The following is a 19,357-nucleotide window of genomic DNA, read 5'->3' as shown; positions in this document are numbered from 1 at the left end:
TTTTCATTTACTTGCCTTGCTTCTTACCTGTTGAAAGACCGATTTCATGAAGTGTTGGTGCAACACCATTCCATTCAATCTTGATTTCAAATACATTCTTAGATTTAGCTGTGCTAAATACATTCTGAGATTTAGCTAGTGTACCAACTTTAGACCAACCATTTTCAGTTCTTACTGAAACAACTGCATCTGAAATAGTTGATGGGCTTTGGATTACAGTAAACTTAGTGATATCAGTTCTATCAGAAAGTTTGTATACAAGGCTACCACTCTTAGGTGCATTTACACCTGGTTTAAATGCTGTATTTAATTTACCGTCGATTAAGTTAGCTGCTTCAAATCTAGGTTCAGCAGCTGGTGTAACCTCAAATGTAACATCTTTATTGGAATATTGTACTTCTAAATTTGTAATATCAAATGTAACTGCATCTTTTGTGTTATTAATCACTCGAGCATAACGTGCATTTGTAACGTTTGTTAAATCTGTTACTTCAGTCCATTCAACACCATTGATTGATGCTTCTAATGTTAATTTATCATTGTTTGTAACATCAGCAATGATAGTAGTTAATTCTTTAATTTTGTTTAGTTTGATACCAACATATTGACCTTTACCTAATTTAATACCTTTTACATCTGCAAGTGTCGCGTTAGATGGGAAGATATCTACTTTGTTTGCTGCTAATGCCTTAACATTTGTATATACATCTCTCTTAATGTGACCCGCATCATCCTTGTTGATTGATAATTCACGTACGGAAATCCAGTTGCTCTTAAGTTCACCTGTTGGAATTACTCTTATATGTTTAGCCTTTAAATTTAAGTCTTTGACAACGATTTTTTGCGTATGTGGACCATATTCTTTTCCATCTACATCTATCCATTTTTTTCCATCAATGGAATATTGGAATTTAACATAGTTAAATGAATCGCCAGCACCTGGCTCACCTTGTTCAAAAGTAATGCTATTAACGTCTGTTTCATCACTTAATTCTACCGCAACATAGTCGTCTGCCTTAGCACCGCGTCTTACCCACATAGTTGATAATCTATCAGTACCACCATCTACGATATTTTGAATATGTCCCCAATATAAGTTAGGACCCATGTTTGTGTAAGGGAGAAGTACTAATCTATTAGTATCTGGATTAATTGTTTGAGTAACCATTTCGCTTACTAATCTTGATAAATCATTAATAAATGGTACTAAATATTTTGTACCTGGTTCTGGTCTAGTTAGACCATTATTGATTGCTGGAACTCTATGAGATCTTGAAGCAGCGTATTCATCTCCACCTTGAACATAGAACTTCATTGCATCATCATATTTACCTTGTTCGTAAGCGACTGCTGCATTTATATATGCAATTGTTGATTCGGCTTCATCTCTTAAAGAATCAACCCAACCTTTAATTTCTGTATTTAATAGTTCATTTTTAGATTTTTGTACAAAACTATTTGTAGCATCTACAATCTTTCTATATTCGTTTAATAGGAACTTGCTATCTTTTACAATAGACTTTCCATCAAATAATTTTTTTGTAAAATCTACTATATATGGAGCTAACTCTTCTGACTCTTCTAAAGCTAAACCATGCCAGTTTGGAGTTGGATCACTCATATGTTTTGCAAATGTGTGTAACTCTTCTGCTGCATCTGGTGCAATGTACTTGAAAGAATCCGCCCAACTCTTGTCCATATCGAAACCAGCTCTATTCCAGCCATAGTCTGCTATTGCAAATAAAGCTACTTTTGAAGCTTGAGCTTCTTGCATTGGATTCGTTACAATACCACGGAAGTTCGTAACAGAAGGATCTAGCATTTCACCTTTACCCATTAGTAATCTCTTATTGTTGATATCATTAACTGGCCAGTTTAACCACATGAATGCTTCACGACCAACTGCTTCTTCAAAGAATTCGAAGGTTTCTTTATTTACATCACCAAGAATTACGTCACCTGTCCACATAATTTCAGTAGATTTAGGCATTTGTCCTATTGTATTTAAATATTCGTTATTAACATCGCCACCTGCAGACTCCTTTGTATATACCTTAGGAACGAAGATAAAGCTATATACATCGCCTTTTGATACGCGCCACTCTTCTAAATCGTTCATTAATCTTACTTGGTCTATTGCTTCTCCTACTGCTGCATCATCGCCAAGTACACCAAATTGACGTACACCAACATCATATAATTGCTCAAACTTTGTAATGATTGTTGCTAAATCTTCTTGATATTTTGCTTCATCATCAAATTGGATTGCATTGTGTAAGAATGGATGAATGGTCCAAATAAATTTATTCTTTGTAGCAGCTCCAACTTCAACCATTTCTTTAATTTCAGTTAACTTTTCAGTTGGGTATGGTTCTCTCCATTTAAGACTGTGATACACATCATCTTTTGGTGCGAAGATGTAAGCATTCATCTTAAAGTCTCCACCAAATTCCATTAAGCTCATACGGTTTTCATTGCTCCAAGGAATACCATAATATCCTTCAATAAATCCGCGCCAATGACCATCTGAATAATCTTTAATTAATAGTTTTCTAATTTCAGAACCTTCTACTTGCTTAAAGATTAATTTTAACGATGTAATCCCGTAGAAAGCAGAATCTGTATCTTTACCTAATACAGCGATTACATTATCATTAACAGATATGATATGAGAATCGTTTTTTGTAAAATGAGCCTCATCATCTAACCCTTTTGTATTGAAATACTTATCAACGATTTCGCCTGAGTTGTTAATCCCAACAATAACGTTTGTTTTTCCTGCTTGAATTTCTGTACCTACAGTATGACGAATATTTTTAATTGCTAACACTTCGATTAAACGATTTTTTGTTGCTTCATCTAATCCACTTTCAAAGACAACGTTTACATCTGAACCTAAGTCAAGGTTTCCTTTCTTGTATACAATGCTTTGAGGAATTGGATAAATTTCGTAACCTTGGTTACCTTTTTCCGAATTACTACCTTTTTTACTAGCTTCTATTTTTACTTCTTCTGCTTGAACAATAAAGCTAGGTAGTAGTAAAGAAACTAACATTACTACAGACATCATGATTGCTACTAAAGAATTTGGCTTTTTTCTAAATAAGTGCATGTAAATTCTCCTTTAACTTCGAAAGTAGTTTACGTTCCTTCTTACTAGTTTGGCATAAATAAATCACATGTTTTTCTATCATATTCACCCTTAACGTAACCGCTTACTACATAAACCAAGAAGAGGGCGAACCCTTATTTTCCGAAGGTCCGCCAATCCAGATGGTAACAGGAGTTGTCACCTTCTCCCCGGCATTGATCCGGACGATTCGTTTGACGTCTGCGTCCTTCAATGCCCGAAGAACCTCATGAATCGCCTGTTCATCCGTGTCCTTGCCTACCACAATTCCGACGTCTGGTGTCAAAGGAAACCCTTTATCCTCCGATATTTTTTGCTCCTGCGGTGTCGGATTTAAGTCTAGGTCTCCTGTTACAGCCGCAGATGCCCGTAGTGTTCCCTGTGACCCTACTCGCCAACTTTCACACTGGAGGCATTAGTAGGTTTATTCAGGGCAAGGTTCTTAGATCCTGGTTCTGGATCTGTACCATTGTCCTCAAAAGCCACCTAATTCTGCAATTTCTTCGTTTGTCAGTAGGCGATCGTATAACTGGAAGTTATCCAAGCTTCCTACTAGATTCTGACCAATCTTTTCTAGAGGCATGTTCATAGATGGAGAGTCCACCCACCATGTTCCGTTGAAGCCCTCAGGTTTCTTAGGACCTTGTAAAGTAGATACTAATTCGCCATTGACATGGAGAGTATTAGGTTGATTCCATTTAGCAAATTCGCCACCACTTGGCTTAGATTCATCAGAAGAGAATGCAATACGGTAAGGTTGTCCCTTCTTAAATGTAAAGTTGTGTTCGAAATTAAAGTTCTCACGTGAATAAGTCAGACGATACGTTCCATCCGCCTGTTCCTTCATAATAATAACACGTGTTTCCTGACCTGTAGGCATGCCGTCTTTCTCAACACATTCTTGTTTAGGCATCACTTCTTCGAAAAGAACGATGTCCCCAGTTTGATTTTCGTCAATAGTCAAGTCGAACATAGCTGTGTAAGGCCATTTTAGAGCCTTGTGTTGAGCTTTAATATAACCCTTACCATTAAATGTAAGTTGCTTTCCATTGGGACCATCCGTCAACTTTGCACCTTTAACAGTTGCGTTATAACCATTACCAGACTGATCCTTTAGATTTGTACCCTTCAATTCTTCCATGTCGAAGTTGTAAACAACTTCACCATCAGAATCGATGTCCTTGTATAAGTTATCTAATCCTGGTCCAACTTCGATAGTGTCAACTTTTTCTTTGAACTCTTCAAAAGTTTCATCCTCGCGACCATACCAGTAACTCTGAGCTAGGTATGGGTACTGAGAACGTTGTCTTGCAAAGATGTCGTTTACAGTGTAACCTGCAAACATACCACGGTCATTCCAAAGTAACATAGTACCACCAGCAATATTTGGGTGACCTTCTGGGAAGATAGTTCCATTTCCATACCATCCAACCATATTTCCAGCACTCAGTTCATTGTAGAGACGTTCTTCTTTCGCATAGTCGTAGAAACCAATCTGTGCACCTGGAACAATGTACCAGCGATGGTCTCCATTAACAACCTTGTATCCCTGATCCATCAGTTTTTTCAAACCACCAGAAACTTCTTCCCATTTCCAGTAGTCTATTACAATATCATCCATTGGATACATTTCCTTTGGATATTTTTCATTTGCTAGAGAAGCGTTAGAGTCCCAAGCAAACGCAGTTTTGTTGTACTTGTTAACTACCTTATCGTACATATTAACAGCATAAGCACGAAGGTCATCCTGATTACCAAAGTATTCATCCATACCGATATTGAATGCATCAGTGGTAATAACAGGGTTATCTCCGCCTAGATACTCTTCCAGAACCTCACCCATCAAATTTAAGACACGCTCACGTGCGCCTCCTTCTTCACTGAGATTGAAGTGAGTGCCATCTAGACCTAAATTCTTGTATTTTTCAGGAGCATCTTCATACTCGCCAAGCTCAATGAAACGGCGAGAATGAGCAGGTCCGTCGATTTCAGTAATTACGCGTATGCCATAGTCGCCCGCGTGTTTCTGAAAGTTACGGTACTCTTCTTTAGTGTAATATCCGTCAGTGCTTGTCAAATGAGGAATATTAGATTCCAAACGGAATGCTGAATAGTCGTTGAATGTATCCTCACTGAGGTGGGCCTGGAAGTCTGTAAGCTTCAGCCATGATGCGTATTTCATTAAATCTTCTAGGTACCACATCGGGAAGTATTTACGTCCAATATCCAACATGAACTTACGGATAGGATAGTTAGGGTAATCCACAGCAGTACCATAGGCAATAGTCTTGTCGCCTGATGTAAGCATGCCCTGAAGCACACTTCTAGTACCGAAGAATACACCTCTATACTCTGTTCCTCGGATTGTAATATAGTCGCCAATCTCCAGTATATATCCCTGTTCTCCTAGCTTCTTATCGCCTTTTTCAAAGGTTAAGACAATATCACCGGCCTTAGGAGTGCCGGAAACAATCTTCACATCTAGTCCAAACAGTTCTTTGATATCGCTCTTAGTGATTTCAGCAGCTCTTTTGAGTGCATCCATCTCTTTTGCTGCAACTACAATACGGCTATTCTTTTTGAAAGAGAACGCTCCTTCGTTAGCGCCGGACCATTCCTGCATAGTTGGAACAACCTTTGGCATCTTGTTTGTTCCAGTAGTATTTTTACCTTTGACAGTGATCCACTTGTTCTGAACCAAAGGACCTTCGTCATAGGCAACATCTTCTCTATTTTCCTGAACAATGTAGGTTATCTGAACCTTCTTGTCGACTAATGGTTGACGAAGAACATTCCCCTTATCATCAATAATCAGGTCGTTCTCGCTACTAAAGATTTTAGAAATTTTCTTACCGTCTTCAGATTCAAAAGTAGGTAACTTTTCCACTTCATTAGGATCAATAACTAAATCTTTCAGGTAGTCTTCAGTCTTCTTAACCATTTCATCAGTAGCAGCTGCAGACTTGTCATGGTTGAGCAGGTATTCAGCCTCAATCTCTTCCTGAGACAGAACAGAACGATACACCTTTACATCATCAATAAGAGAGTCAATGCGGTATCCCCCGTTCCCATCAGCACCAATGTTGAATGGGTAAGAAACAGTTGCATCCTTATCAGCAGTAGATGCAATTGAAGTAGATGCAATCATCTTGCCATCCACATACAGCGTGCTCTCTTCATCTCTGTCCAGAACAGCTGCAATGTAGTGCCATTTGCCGTCATAAACCTTGCCAGCAGTACCACCAACAATATTTTCCTGCTGTCCTTGGCCGTTTGCAGCGTATGTAGTGTAGAACTTCCCTTGTCCCTGAACAACTGCCATACCAGGATTTGCACTGCTGCTCCAGTTTTTGTCACCAAGAACTGCAGCCCATGAACCTGGGTTAGATGCCTTATACCAGAATCCCACTGAAAAATCTTCAGTGCCCAAGTTCAAATCGTCAGTTGCCTTAGCAACAGACACATAACCGTCCTTAGTGGATAGGGCATTGCCCAGATTCTCTAGACCTGGGACAAAGGATACAGTGCCTTTTTTCACACCATTGTTGCCGCGTCCAGTTTTATCCTTCATTGGTTCATCACCGTCGAAATCCCACCACGCGACTGCTTCACTAGGTTTAGCAGGAATTTTCTGCAAACCAGCAATAGCAGTATTTAGAGCATCAACTGCTTTGTTTACCGCATCCTGCGTATCTCTATTAGAATCCTCTGCTGCTTTCACAGCACCTGCTAGAGTTGCCAGCGTTTCTTCGGTATAACGATCTGTCATCTTCAGAAGATTATTTGCCTTTTTGATCTGTTTGTCCAACAGTTGAGTAGATGTTTGTTCCTCTTTTAATAACTTATAAGTTGCAACGAGAACTTTGTGGTCAGATCCAATCCCATCTGCCTTATACGCCTCGGCTTCTTTGATTTCAATATTACGTGTCGTAATAATATTATCAATAGCATTTGTTTTCATAGACGCATCGAATGGAATGTAGGTATCTAACCATTTACCATCCTTACCATTTGCAATGTTGTAATTGCGCAGATAAACATCGAACTCATCATTGCTTTCCTGTGTATTAAAGTCACCAGTCAGCACTTTGTATTCAGTCTTATCTGCTTCCATTACGTCTAACACATCTTTCATCTGCTCAGCACGAATGCTGTGGTCCTCCCAAGTTAGATGAGTATTATATACGGCAACCGTTTTATCGCCAACACTCACTTCAGCACGTTGCCAGCCACGGCCTTCATAGCCACCTGCATCCAGGTCAGCACCATTCTCGTTAGCAAATTCAGATTTAGCAACCATACCATTGCCGTACTCGCCACCAGAGTAGTCGATGCTCTTACGGAAGTAGTAGTCATAGCCTGCTTCATCAGCGATTTCCTTTAACATATCTTTCTGATTTCTTCCAGTGTTTTTATCCACCTCCTGGAATCCAGCTATGTCGATATCCTCAGCTTTGATCAGTTCACCAATTGCTTTTGTGCTGCCTCCCTTAGCTGCAATATTATACGAAGCAATTTTAAACTCCGTATCCTCCATAATTGCCCGAGGAGTCGCTTGTACAGTAAAGCTAGGTGGCAATAATGAAACTAACATCCCCATTGACATCATGATTGCCATTAATGACTTTGGCTTTTTCCCCAAAAATCTCATGTGAATCCTCCTTTACTATTGGAAAGCGATTATTTTACAACTTTCCTTTTGATTAGCGTAATCAAATGCCCATGCTTTTCGTCCGTTCTTTTTTCCTATGTACCTACACTACGCCTTGATTTAAAGGATGTGAGTCCCCTTTTTATGATGAGGTGGTAAAATTAGAACGTTAAGAAGAAATTCCTTACTAGATTAAAATAGCGTTTTTTGATCAATACATGTTTTCATCACCTCCTTTAAAAATTACAATTTTTCCCTATATATTAACATCGTAATATATCAATACATCGATATATCATTATGAGAATAAGGCTCAAAATTTATGTACATCCAATTAACAAATTGACATGCGGATAGTCTGTATTTTAGTAAGTATTTTTCTTAGAAATGCCTTCACATCTTGTAAAACACTTCGATGTCATCTACGTGTTTTTATCTATTTTCATACCTTTGATTACTTAAATAATATCTTTTAAAAATTAGATTCAGATTTAGTGAATATTCAGATAAAAAACGGTTTTAATCGAGACATATTTTCTCCCAGAAATAATTTAAGCGCCTTCATATAATGGTGCCGAGCATTATCTAAAATCACGACCTCATGTTTGCCCCTATTTTGAAGAACGTAAGATAGAAAATGTTGAAACTTTTGAGTATTATAGGTAGAAGCTCCCGTACAAAAAAACTCACTAATCTCTGGATTTATGATTCTAAATAAAAAAAGATTTCCCTTTTCAGAAATTTCCTTTTGTTTCCCTTTTAAAAACCATGTATTGGTAGAAAGCGAATTTTCACAAAAACGACATTGTCAGTAACAGTTAAATATGACTTTTCTCTTTGATTTCTTTCCAACTTAACAAATCAACTATGTTACCTTTTTCGCATAATTATCAACACGTTATTGATGAATAGTTAAAATAGAAGTAATCTGAACCATTAAGAAATCTATATATCCCATTAGATTTCATTTTAATAACTAGACTCTTGCAAAAAACTTGTCATATCGAAATTCGTCTAAAATTGTGTAATATATAGAACCTTTGTCGTATCTGAAAATAAAAGGAAATGCTGACAGAAAACACAGCACGAACGTAACGCAGGCCACTAACACCCGCTGTCCATGTTTGAAAAAAAACATTCCGTTTACTCCTCCTCAGGATAGCTTCCAGCAGGGACGGTTCTTAAACCGCCCCCCCTGATTGCCTTATATCTTAGTTTTGTGTTTCAAAGACGCTGATTTCGTACAATGAGTAGCCCCAGCTGCTGGATCGTTTGATGCCCTGCATTTTAACATATCGGGCATCGACGGCAGGGAACTGAATTTCATCGGTCCCTCCGTTGCTGTTTAGCTCTGTGTAAACATCTGTCCACTGGCTGCCGTCCTTTGATACCTGAATTTTATATTGTTTTCCATAGGCCGCTTCCCAGTATAATTTCACTTTATCAATGGAATACACCTGCCCCAGGTCGACACTGATCCATTGATTATCGCTGTACAAGGAGGCCCATCTGGTATTGTTGTTCCCGTCTACAGCCAGGTTCGGTGTCAGCCAGCTGACTTCACTCGAAGAAGCGGTGGCATTTTTTCCTTCCGCTAAATTTTTCCCGTTAAGCACCTGCTCCAGGAAGGTCGGAAGCACGCCGATACTCAGCTTCTGCGGGATTTCGGCCATCGCTGTCATCGATTGCTGCAGGACCAATCGCTCTGCAGCAGCCTCAGCCGCATCCCCGCTCTGTTGAGCCAGCATCATGTTAACTGCCGCTTCACCCGCTTGGCCAAATAGCTCCAGCTTGTTTAAATATCCAGCGGTCTCTTTCAAGAAGTTCGGATTATCCACCTGATCCCGCAACTGGGCAGGGGCCTGCTTCATCTTGCCGAATTCTTTTAGCAGGGCCTCGCCAGCCTCGGAAACAGCCTGACTGTCCTTGGCTTCCTCTGCCGTCCAAAATTGCTGGATCAGTGGCTTTAACCTTTCCGTAATCGGCTCCTGGTTGTTATTGAGACTCGTAGCATACGAGGCTTCCACTAGGAGATTTAAAGGTTCATAGGCTGCTGGGGCAAATTCCTTCAGGCTCCGCTTCATCGAGTCAGCCGGGTCATAGGCTTCAGGGTTCCACGTATAATCGGCAACAGTAAACAGTGGTATTTTCGAAGCCTCGGCCTCATTCATCGGGTTGGCCGTTAAGCCAATCACGCCATGTTCCACCGTTAAATCCGAATCCCGGCCGGTCAGCGGCGCAAGGAACAACCGGTTTCGCTCAAAATCATTCACCGGATAGTTATCCCAAATCAGTAAATCGTGTTTGAAAATTCCATGGATTTTATCGGCATCCTCCGAGGTAATCGTAGGAGCAACGACACCAATTCCTGTCCATTGAACAACGATGTCAGGCTGAACCAGCTCAGCAAAGCGTTTCCGGTAAGGAGTAGTGCCCGCCTGATAATAATCGGTCGGCACCGTGATCAAGCGCTCTGCCCCGTCGTGTTTTTTAATAAATTCGTCATTGAATCGATTTAATAGATACGCCTGTGCCGCTGCCGGCGGGTTAGGATCGCGGCCAAACATTGCCCTGTCTTCAGGAGAACGGAGGCTAGGGTCAATATCATCGAGGTATAAGGCAAACGATCTTACACCGATATCCCACATGGCTTGGGCCTTATCAATCAAAGCCTTCAAGTCCGCCTCACTGGAATAGGTGATGGTATTCCCCGGCGAAATCGCAAAGGTAAAATCGACATGGTTATCGTGAGCAGCCTGGACGAGTTCGGCAAGATCCGCTAATTTATCCGCCGGGTACGGCTCTTTCCATTTATCGCGGTGGTATGGGTCATCCTTTGGAGCATAAATATAGCTGTTCATCTTATGCTCGCCGTAAAATTCTAACTGACTTAAGCGGTCTTCATGGGACCATGGCGCACCATAAAAGCCTTCAATCGAGCCCCTGATCGGCATCGTAGGCCAGTCCTTAATTTCCACCTCAGGAATCCAGTCCGTTCCATTCCGCTCGACAATGATTTGTCCAAAGGTTTGTGTCCCGTAATAGGTACCTGCCTCATCATGTCCGGAGATGACAATATGTTTCTTATCCTCGGTCCCGTGTTTGGAAGCGACAATATACCCCTCTTTTTTCGTCATCTCCAAGTCCTCAAGGCCGGTGTGCTGCTGAATGGTTTTCAGCTCTTCAGGCTCCGAGAACTCCCCCAGCCAAATGATGACAGGTGCCTGGAGCTTAGGGTCTTTGATATCACTTTCCACAATTGTGGTTACACCTGCTTTCTCCAGGGCTTGCTTCAATTCATCAATCGCAGCAGGATCGGTTCCTTCTTCCGTAACCAATGCCACTTTTGGATTCAAGGGAAATCCATTGTTTGTTTGTTCTAACGATTTCGGGATGGGGGACACAGTCACTTCGTAGCTTTTACTTGCCTCTGCTTTCCCTATTTTTTGAATATCCAGTGGAACCAATAACCCGGATACCAAACAAACTGAAACAACGGCCTTTAACGCTTTACTTTTTGCCAACTTAACCACCTCTTCTGTTATCATTTTGAACAATCAGGGACGAACTTCAGGTTCCAAGGTGCTCCGGCTCTCAGGGTTTTTAGGAGTATGCTAGCAGAGCCGTTCCCATAGCCTCGACCAAAAAAAAGCAGGACAACACTTGAGCAACGGGGAGATCCCCATTACCAAGTGCCGCCCTGCCTGATCGAGTCAGTAACATGCGAATTAGATATTCGTTCCTACACTGGGAATCATACCCAATATAACAAGAGGTTCACAGAGTCTAAAAGCCTATTTTTGAAAGCCCTTTCAAAATTTATGCAAGACATTTTTCATAGTTGGGGCAGCCGGAGGGGGGCCGGTTTTATTTGCGATTTCTGGGGCTTTGCGGGGAGTGACTGGCACGGATATACCACTTTTCGACCTAATTCCCCCTTCGTCTATTCCAATCAATTGTTTGATTAAAAACCTGACAAACCCTTTTGGAAAAACGAACTCCATGTGCATTTCAAGAAAATAATTGTCGAAGAAAAGGGTTGGAAATCTTTCACGAAATGGCAGAATCTATGATAAAAATTCGTCATTTACAAAGAATGCTAGTTTTCAACAATTATGGATGTCAATCAAACGTTTGATTAGAAACGCTGAACACCCCTTCAAATAAGTGTTTCTATCCAAAAGGCATAGAAAAACATGTCGATTGCAGGGAATGATATTTGTCAAAAAAATTGTCAAATTTCGGTGAACTTTGTATACTTTAATTCGTAGGTATAAAGCCCCATTTATTATTAAATAGATTTAGGGATGTTAACTTTGTTATTTTTACCTCTATTATCTACCTGTCAATGAAAAATGGATTTGACAGGATTTCAAAGGTGGTGCAGTGGAGCTTACAACTACCGACCTTTTTTTAGTGAAAAATCGCACAAAATTGAAATGGTCTTAAAAGAATTTGACATTTACCTAAACAATTTTTTAAATATATCAAAATTTCCATCTATTCAAGTTTCCAGTTATCTAGTATTCTATAAGGTAAGTTTGAAATAATTGTAGTTTTTGGAGGAATTTGTTAATGCGAGCAGAAAAAAAGAAGCGCAAGTGGTTTAAAGTAACCGGAATAGTATTGTTACTATTGCTCGTATTTGGAGGAATCTATGGGTATACAGTGTATAGATCATTAACCGATGCTGTTGAAACGATGCATTTACCGCTTCAACGTGAAATATCCGAGAAACGTCCTGAACCAGTGGTATTGGAACAGAAAGACCCATTTTCAGTCTTAATTTTGGGTGTGGATGAACGAAAAGGAGATCGTGGCCGTTCTGATACAATAATCGTGTTGACTATCAATCCAAACAACAATTCTGTAAAAATGCTTAGCATACCACGGGACACACGAACTGAAATAATTGGAAAAGGATTTGAAGATAAAATTAACCATGCCTACGCCTTTGGTGAAGTTCCGATGGCGATGGATACCGTTGAAAATTTCCTTGATATTCCGATAGATTATTTCGTACAAATTAATATGGAGGGTTTCGAAGATATTGTCGATGCAGTTGGGGGAGTGACCGTCCAAAATGATTTAGATTTCTCTGTTGGTGAATTCAAATTCCCAATTGGTGAACTAAAGTTAAATGGCGAAAAAGCATTAATTTTCTCCAGAATGAGATATGAAGACCCGAGAGGTGACTTTGGCCGTCAAACTAGACAGCGTCAAATTATTCAAGCGGTGATTAAAGAAGGAGCGAGTTTAACAAGTCTTACTAACTTTTCAAATATTTTTTCAGCACTTGGCAGCAATGTAAAAACAAATCTTACTTTTGAACAGATGATTGATATCCAAAAAAATTATAAGAGTGTTGGAAATAATATTCAACAAATGGAAATAAAATCACAAGGAACAAAAATCGATGGAATATATTATGGGCTGGTATCGCTAGAAGAAAAGCAGCGCATCCAAACTGAGTTAAGAACACAGTTAGAATTGAATTGATAAGGAAAGCCGATTGATAAAACTCAATCGGCATTTTTTTTAGAAACTTTTCTTCTTTTAAGCCATTTCTTATATCTATCTTATTGAATTATTGTTGCTAGTTGAAGTATCCAAGAAGGGAAATATTGTAATTACCTAGGTTCAATTAATAATTTGAAACCTTCCCTACATTTTATTAATTCAACGTTAAATACACCAAGGTCTTTGCTAGTTGTATCCCCAAATAAGAAAATGTTTATTTCTTCTATGGGATAAATCGAAGAGAAAAAATAACTTATTAAGGTCATTAGTGAGTATTTTACAAATAACAACCAAGTACCTAAATGGGTTATGAGATAGGAGACCACGCTATACCCGAGACCAACTAAGCTTAATCGAAAAGTTTATCGAAATAGGTTGATTAGAATAAATGTCGAATTTATTGATGTCTATTTTTTGGGGGCTTAACCACTGGCACCGATATTACTTCACCATTTTAGCCACTTTTGAATCAACTACTTCTTTATAAATCATTTATCAGTTGTTGTTTGGATCTGTATCTTCATGATAAGTTGAACCTTCTGTCTGTGCATTAAATGTCCAATCCACTTGCAGGTTATCACCTTGGAATTGGTTTTGATCTTCTCCGTTATCTATAAATTCAAATAACACAAAGATTTTTTCCTTATCCCCAGGAATAATGCCATCTGGTTTTGGTCCGCCAGCAAGAACATCTATCTTAGTTACATCTGGTTGTTGATTTTGTAGGTCATACAGCGTTGTTTCAACAACTGTGTTAGTCGCACTGCTTGTGTTGTACATAATTGTAACTTTAATATGTTTTGCTAAATCATCCGTATTATCTGATTTGGCATCTTCAACAGTATATTTCGTATCTAATAATACTTTACCTATCTGTAATGTACCGTTGTTTTCAAGTGTAAATTCACGATAAATTTCATCGCCTGGTTTGATATTGCTGATGTTAACAACAGCATTAGGATTCATCCCTAAATCCAAATTACCTGCCGCAAATGTGTTTTGCGTTTCAACTGCATCACTAAAATATGCAAATGTTCCTCCGCCAATTAATGACATACCCAATGCTGCAGTCATAACACCTTTCGTTATCTTCTGTGTAAATCCCATTTTAAAACCCTCCTTTATTATGTAAGAAATATATTAAACTCGTATGTATTTATGTGGATACATACGAGATCTAACCAACATCATCATGCTTTTACTGCTTCCAGTTCTTTTTTTGCGCCAATGATGGAACGCAATGCTGAAATGACTAGCAATATGCCTGGGACAACCAATAAAAGAGCCCCACCCGCTTTGGATTTGGTATAATCCATTGCGTATCCCATAAATGGAATGGTAAAACCTGTATACTTCCCAATTACATTTTCTGTGGAAACCATCCATACATCTGGAGCGTTGTTATGATCCCCTTTTGTTTTATACAGAACTTTTCCATTCTCTTGTATGATCTCGATAATTCTATGTGTAATCAACTTCTCTTCCTTACGGAACATGATAACGTCCCCTTTTTGATAGGTAGAGTGTTTATTTGCTAACTTGATAGAAATGATAGAACCTGTTTGAAATGTCGGTTCCATGGATCCTGATAAGACTGCTTTTACTTGGTATCCTAAAATTGTAGGTTCTCCTCCAGCTATCCTGGAAGAGAGGACAACAAATGCTAACAAACATACAAAAACTAGGAAAATACTTCCTGCCATACTACTCACTATGCGTACTATTTTCTTCATCATGTTCTGTCACCTTCTTATTCGTATTTGAATGCGTTGCTACTCCTTGATTGGGTGCTGTTCCCCCTTGGGTTCGGAGTTCACTTGAGGTAGATTTGCATGTAGCTGTTCCTCAGAAACTTTCTCTTTCCCTTCTAGTTTCTTTATTTGCAATGCGACTGAAGAACGGATAGCTTCTATTTTTTGAAAATCAATCGTTTCCCGTACTTCTTTCAACATGCGATCTGCTTTCTGAAACCCTTCACGTACATAGCCAAATGTCTGAATTCCCGTTGTTTGTTGTTCCTGAAGCTGATAGTGATATTCGGACAGTTCGTCATACATATCCTGCAGAGTGCTGAACTGTTGATGTAAATTCTGTTCGATAGCTGTAATTTCAGCAAGCCTGTCACGCAATGTTTGTAATGATGTACCTGGTGAAGTTGCAACGATCATTTCATATTGTTCGTACATCTGATATGTAATCTCCTCTGCGCGATTATCCAGCTGTTTAATGGTCCCTGGAAAAACAAATGCTGTGGCTAGTCTTAAAGGTTCAGGTGAAATTTGACTTGAAAATGACGCTTCTGTTTCTCCTACTATTTGAGATCCTACATAAAAAGACATGCAGCATAAACAAGGAAGCAGAATGGCTTTATGAAATGTTCTCCTCATTTTTACTCCCCTCTTAAAACAATTCTATTTGCATTTATTATTACAGAATTATCAGAAGATTTAAATTGAGATATTTCCATTGCAAAACCGTGTAAAATTTTGTTGGATTTACTCGAAAATTCAAAAAATGCTTTAAAGACTTGCGAAATTTATCTCAAATTGAAAATGATTGATTTTATTTTAAATTTTCACAATAATTTTAATTGTACAATATTACATTTCGCAAAGGAGTGAGGGTGTTGAAAAAGAAAAAACAGAAAAGCATGATTAAAAAAGCGGCAATTCCTACTGTACTGGCACTATCCGTGGCGTTTGGTGGACAACTGCCAACAGTTGATACATTTGGTACAAATGTATCAACTGTACATGCCGAAGAAGTAAACAAGCAAGATGTTGTGAAGGCGTTTCTTCAATCAAAAGTAGAAGAGAACGTTTTGAAATCCGGAGCTGTAGGAGATCAATTCAAAATTGTAAGTGAGCAAACAGATAGTGCAACAGGTACATACCATGTACGTACAGTCGAGCAATACAAGGGGATTCCCATTTATGGTTCTGGACAAACTGTCGCATTGGATGCAAACAATAATGTATTTGCATCCTTCGGTAAAGTAACGCAAAAATTGGCCCGTTCGATCATTCCAACTGAAGCATCAATTTCAGAAGAGGATGCAGTCGCAATTGCTAAAGAGGGCGTCGAAACACAAATTGGCGCTGTAAAGAATTATGATGGGATTGAATCCGAATTGATCATCTATCCTCATGAAGGGGAGTACTATTTAACTTATTTGGTTAAAGCGTCTACTTCCATTCCGGCTCCAGGATACTTCCATTACTTTGTAGATGCAACAAGCGGAGAAGTGATTAATAGCTTCAATACTGTTCACGGGGTTGATCCAACAACACTTTCTCCAGTAACGGCAAGAGGATTAGACGTACATGGCAAGATGCAATCTTTCCCTGTTGGAAAAGATCTTGCAACTGGAACAAGCTATTTATATGGTGCTTCCATTGCTAGCAATAACGCTGTACCTATTGCCACTTTTGACGCAAAGCGTATGGACGAAACTGCTTTCATTCTCGGTTCAGCTCTTTTAGGATTTACTGGATGGGAAGTAACAACAAACAGTGCTAGTAACTTTTTTGCTAATCCTGCTGCTGTTTCAGCACATTTCAACTCTGATAAAGTGAACAGATACTACCAAACTACTCATAAGCGTAACAGCTTAGATAATAATGGGATGCCATTAATCAATACAGTTCACATTGGGGTGAAATGGAATAACGCCGCTTGGAATGGAAAACAAATGTTATACGGAGATGGTGATGGGATTCAATACAGTTCACTTTCTGGCGGCCTAGATGTAGCTGGCCACGAAATGACTCATGGTGTTATTGAACATACCGCTAACTTAATATACGAAAATGAATCTGGAGCCATCAATGAATCCTTGGCAGACATCTTAGGTAATTTCGCACAAATGCAAACTACCGGAGTAATTGAATGGGATCTGGGAGAAGACATCACTACTCCTAATATTCCTGGTGACGGAGGACTTCGTTCTATTATTGATCCAGCTTCCAAGAGAGTTAGTACAAAATATATGCCATCAGGGCACTATCCGGATACTTATCAAGATCGTTACCAAGGTACATTAGACAACGGCGGCGTTCACATTAACAGCGGTATTAATAACAAAACAGCTTACTTAATTACGCAAGGCGGCACAAATAACGGAATAACGATCAAAGGAATCGGCAGAACTAAGGCAGAAAAAATCTATTACCGTGCTTTAACGCTATACTTAACACCTACTTCCGGATTCAAGGATATGCGTGAAGCTGCTATTCAAGCTGCTCGTGATTTACATCCAGATAGAAACGGTGTTCCATCAGCAGAAACAAAGGCGGTCATGGATGCATACACTTCTGTAGGCGTTAACTAAACAACTTACATATGGAAAGCCATGAACGGATTCCTATTCACTCATGGCTTTGCATATTTGCAAAACTATTGACCCTTTACAAGTAACTAAATAGCTTTATATGCAACTCTTGACCTTCATACCTTTTCTCTTCTATCTTCCTCTGCAAACACAGTTTTTAGGTTATCCTAACAATCAAAGCAACACACGATCGTAGCAATGTATAGAATCCTGCATATTCCATATTAGCAGAGATAACGGTAGCTTCTTGTTTTAATAGGATTCTGAAATTGAAAGAACTGTTATTCATAAAATATTAAGCAAATTTTCCATGCATACAATATACGGGAGAATTCACATAGCTTCTACCTTGTAATTGTGATATTATTTAGAAAATAGAGACATCTTAATGTTGCATCAACGTAATTACATAAGGGCACAAGGAGCGAGTTATATGTTAGAGGGAGAAATCATCAAATTTTACCGACAAAAAGCTGGACTTACACAGGAACAATTAGGAAAAGGAATTTGCACCCTCTCCTACGTTAGCAAAATTGAACGTGGGCAAACAGCTTGTTCTTCGGAGATTATCGCATTATTATCAGAACGTTTGCACATAGATATAGAAAAGGAACTCAACCGCCTTGAGAATATTGAGAATCAACTCCATCGCTGGCATAAGGCAATCATTATGAGAAAGTTGAAGGATGTAGAGGAAACCTACAATGAACTGAAAAAAATCCCTTTCATTGATTTTTCCCAATATGCTGCCTTCTACCAGTTACTGCAGGCAAGATACTATATACTGAAAGCAGACTCTGAAAAGACATATGCCATTTTACAGTATGTGGAACAAAACTCCCCGAATCTCCCGCCTTATGAGAAAAACCTGCTGAGGCATGTATGGGGCATATATTATATATGCAATTGCATTACCTCAAAAAATGAAAACCATCAAAAGGCTATAAAAATCTTGCGGGAAATCAACAAGGATGAATATGGGAATCTTGAATATACTTATGACTTGGCGTTAGCTTATTACTGTATTGATTCCAAAATAATGGCCTATGCGTATGCAGAGAAAGCGCTTCGCTACTTCAGGGAAACGAATAACTCTATAATGGCAATCACTGCGGAGTCTATGATGCTTTTGCAGATTGGAAATGATAAGTATCTTGATTTAGAAGAGTTGGCGGAATCCTATCAGAATCTGATTTATCACAGCGAATTACTACATGCTCCTGAAAAAAAAGGGATGCTTTTAAACAATTTGGGAAATGAATATTTTAAAAGAAAAGATTATGCTGGTGCACATAGGTTTTATAAAGATGCGCTTCATTTGGCGGATAACTCTTCTGTTATATATATTAACCGCTTGTATAATTGTTTGGAAAGTAGCTTAGAAGGAAAGCTACTGCAAAAAACAGTGATGCTGAAAAAAGCTCAAGAAGGGATATTTTTGGCAAAAAAGTTAAAAAACCGCTTTTATCAACTGTTATTCAAGCTTCTTATCTATCGTATAGAGAATAAACTCGATCTGTATTATAACTTCATAGAGAAAGATGCTTTACCCTATTTCCAGTCCAATGAACATACGACTTTTATAAACAAGTTTGCTAAAGAATTATATAATTATTATATAGAAATGAAACAGCATGAGAAAGTCGTTCAAATTTCAAAAATCCTTATACATGGAAAATAGCAGAACAATGAAGGGATATTTTCAAACTGAATACATCCCTTTTCT

The 19,357-nt window shown here is 38.8% G+C and carries 10 protein-coding genes and 1 pseudogene; 3 read left to right on the top strand and 8 right to left on the bottom strand.

Annotated elements, in window-relative coordinates; all coding sequences use genetic code 11:
• Nucleotides 1-7: 7 nt before the first annotated feature.
• The 5 genes and pseudogenes from TR08_RS13620 to TR08_RS13605 form a co-directional block, all read right to left on the bottom strand.
• Nucleotides 8-3,112, bottom strand: coding sequence for a beta-N-acetylglucosaminidase domain-containing protein (locus TR08_RS13620; protein WP_045519072.1), 3,105 nt, complete (start codon nucleotides 3,110-3,112; stop codon nucleotides 8-10).
• A gap of 106 nt (nucleotides 3,113-3,218) precedes the next feature.
• Nucleotides 3,219-3,416: a hypothetical protein gene (locus tag TR08_RS13615; RefSeq protein WP_045518910.1), complete on the bottom strand. Its 198-nt coding sequence runs from the start codon at nucleotides 3,414-3,416 to the stop codon at nucleotides 3,219-3,221.
• Between the two features lie 189 nt (nucleotides 3,417-3,605).
• Nucleotides 3,606-7,781 carry a LamG-like jellyroll fold domain-containing protein gene (locus TR08_RS30310; RefSeq protein ID WP_052427460.1) on the bottom strand — a complete coding sequence of 1,392 codons (4,176 nt, stop codon included), beginning with the start codon at nucleotides 7,779-7,781 and terminating at the stop codon, nucleotides 3,606-3,608.
• Between the two features lie 502 nt (nucleotides 7,782-8,283).
• Nucleotides 8,284-8,571 (bottom strand): annotated as a pseudogene (locus TR08_RS33930) (transposase); the annotation flags it as partial.
• 421 nt (nucleotides 8,572-8,992) lie between these two features.
• Entirely contained in the window at nucleotides 8,993-11,305 is a 2,313-nt protein-coding gene (locus tag TR08_RS13605; protein ID WP_052427459.1) for a beta-N-acetylglucosaminidase domain-containing protein, read from the bottom strand.
• 1,051 nt (nucleotides 11,306-12,356) lie between these two features.
• Between TR08_RS13605 and TR08_RS13600 the strand changes: the two genes are divergently transcribed.
• Complete coding sequence (locus TR08_RS13600) at nucleotides 12,357-13,280, top strand: LCP family glycopolymer transferase (RefSeq protein WP_045518909.1); 924 nt, start codon at nucleotides 12,357-12,359, stop codon at nucleotides 13,278-13,280.
• A 516-nt stretch (nucleotides 13,281-13,796) separates the two neighbouring features.
• Here TR08_RS13600 and TR08_RS13595 read toward each other — a convergent pair.
• The 3 genes from TR08_RS13595 to TR08_RS13585 form a co-directional block, all read right to left on the bottom strand.
• Entirely contained in the window at nucleotides 13,797-14,408 is a 612-nt protein-coding gene (locus tag TR08_RS13595) for a TasA family protein (RefSeq protein WP_045518907.1), read from the bottom strand.
• Between the two features lie 83 nt (nucleotides 14,409-14,491).
• A complete protein-coding gene (sipW, locus tag TR08_RS13590) occupies nucleotides 14,492-15,034 on the bottom strand; it encodes a signal peptidase I SipW (RefSeq protein WP_045519068.1) in 543 nt (180 codons plus the stop codon).
• 39 nt (nucleotides 15,035-15,073) lie between these two features.
• A complete protein-coding gene (locus TR08_RS13585) occupies nucleotides 15,074-15,688 on the bottom strand; it encodes a DUF4047 domain-containing protein (RefSeq protein WP_052427458.1) in 615 nt (204 codons plus the stop codon).
• Nucleotides 15,689-15,954: 266 nt separating this feature from the next.
• Between TR08_RS13585 and TR08_RS13580 the strand changes: the two genes are divergently transcribed.
• Nucleotides 15,955-17,631, top strand: a complete 1,677-nt coding sequence (locus TR08_RS13580) for a M4 family metallopeptidase (RefSeq protein ID WP_370576310.1) — start codon at nucleotides 15,955-15,957, stop codon at nucleotides 17,629-17,631.
• 433 nt (nucleotides 17,632-18,064) lie between these two features.
• Nucleotides 18,065-19,312 carry a helix-turn-helix domain-containing protein gene (locus TR08_RS13575; protein WP_045518906.1) on the top strand — a complete coding sequence of 416 codons (1,248 nt, stop codon included), beginning with the start codon at nucleotides 18,065-18,067 and terminating at the stop codon, nucleotides 19,310-19,312.
• Nucleotides 19,313-19,357 lie beyond the last annotated feature (45 nt).

The organism is Neobacillus niacini (genome assembly GCF_000759675.1).
Classification (GTDB): Bacteria; Bacillota; Bacilli; order Bacillales; family Cytobacillaceae; genus Neobacillus; species Neobacillus niacini_A.
The sequence above is the reverse complement of the archived record's forward strand: the minus strand, read 5'-3'. Positions and strand labels throughout refer to the sequence as shown.

What these genes read in the sequence shown, in the direction of transcription:
- TR08_RS30310 (WP_052427460.1), bottom strand. Translation starts at nt 7,781, where the DNA reads ATGAGATTTTTGGGGAAAAAGCCAAAGTCATTAATGGCAATCATGATG.
- TR08_RS13585 (WP_052427458.1), bottom strand. Translation starts at nt 15,688, where the DNA reads ATGAGGAGAACATTTCATAAAGCCATTCTGCTTCCTTGTTTATGCTGC.
- TR08_RS13575 (WP_045518906.1), top strand. Translation starts at nt 18,065, where the DNA reads ATGTTAGAGGGAGAAATCATCAAATTTTACCGACAAAAAGCTGGACTT.
- TR08_RS13595 (WP_045518907.1), bottom strand. Translation starts at nt 14,408, where the DNA reads ATGGGATTTACACAGAAGATAACGAAAGGTGTTATGACTGCAGCATTG.
- sipW (WP_045519068.1), bottom strand. Translation starts at nt 15,034, where the DNA reads ATGAAGAAAATAGTACGCATAGTGAGTAGTATGGCAGGAAGTATTTTC.
- TR08_RS13620 (WP_045519072.1), bottom strand. Translation starts at nt 3,112, where the DNA reads ATGCACTTATTTAGAAAAAAGCCAAATTCTTTAGTAGCAATCATGATG.
- TR08_RS13600 (WP_045518909.1), top strand. Translation starts at nt 12,357, where the DNA reads ATGCGAGCAGAAAAAAAGAAGCGCAAGTGGTTTAAAGTAACCGGAATA.